General features: G+C 61.1%; 1 protein-coding gene. It reads right to left on the reverse strand.

Annotated elements, in window-relative coordinates; all coding sequences use genetic code 11:
• Nucleotides 1-9: 9 nt before the first annotated feature.
• Nucleotides 10-768, reverse strand: a complete 759-nt coding sequence (locus ACXJKH_RS21190; RefSeq protein WP_457322325.1) for a hypothetical protein — start codon at nt 766-768, stop codon at nt 10-12.
• Nucleotides 769-1,012 lie beyond the last annotated feature (244 nt).

The following is a 1,012-nucleotide window of genomic DNA, read 5'->3' on the forward strand; positions in this document are numbered from 1 at the left end:
GGCCCCACCTTACGCGTCCCGAGCTGCTCGGGGCGCGGCGTGCCTGCCGCCCGCTTCGGCGCTGGGAGAGAAGCCGAGTCTCATCTCGATCATGCGATGAAGCTCTCTGATGGGGTGCGGGGGCAATTGGCCTGCAGTGCCTCCCTCCTCCCATGCCAGTGCGATCGCCAGCTGCTCGAGCAATGGACCCGAGTCTACGACTGCGCACTCGAAGCATGTCGCGATCATGGACATATCTCCTGCCCTGGCGCACGCAACAGCGAGGTGAAAGGACGTGCCTCGCTGCTGGTGCAACATCACCAAACCCATGATCCTCTGTGCGGATATCTCAGGCACGGTTGCTAGACAATCCGCAGCAAACATCATGCGCGCTGAACGTCCGTTGCCGTCGCTAAGCAAGTGGATCGTCAAAAAGACAATGTACGACGCCAGGGCCCCTCCTATCGAAAGGCGCCCCGTCGCGCTCAGCTCCCGTCGCCGCTCAATCAAGCACCGCATGGCGCGCTGGGCCTGGTTCGGGTGGGGCGGCAAAAATCCTCGACTGAACGGATTGGCCGTGTTGATTCGCATGCCGCCCAGGTGGGCAAACGCTGACAGCCCTGTAAGTGCCTCCAGCGATTTTTTCAATTCCCGGAAACTCGCCGCCCGGTGCGTCGCCTCGAGACTGCGCCCCAATCGACCGCTTGCAGCCAATCGCCGAAACCGGGCCACGTTTTCCAGATAGTCATCGACACCATTGAAGCTGTCGTGCACGAGGAAGGCAGCCATCCATGGCTGCGCACGCGCGTCAAACGTCCTGGGCTGGGCCTTCGGCTCCCAATCCAGAAGCTGTGCAAAAGCGCCATCAATCCAGGCATCGGAACAACGAAAACACGCGTTCACGCTACTTGCGCTCATAAACTGTGATCACATCTGCACCGCCTCCAGCGCGATGCAGCTGGTAAAGGTCCGACCACTGAGCCCCATTTGGACGTGCATCGAGGCCTGGTGCAGGAATTCCACGAAGCTGGGC

It is taken from the genome of Stenotrophomonas sp. P5_B8 (assembly GCF_054049855.1).

Bases quoted from the DNA above. Each gene is read 5' to 3' on its own strand.
- ACXJKH_RS21190 (WP_457322325.1), bottom strand. From the start codon at position 768: ATGGCTGCCTTCCTCGTGCACGACAGCTTCAATGGTGTCGATGACTAT.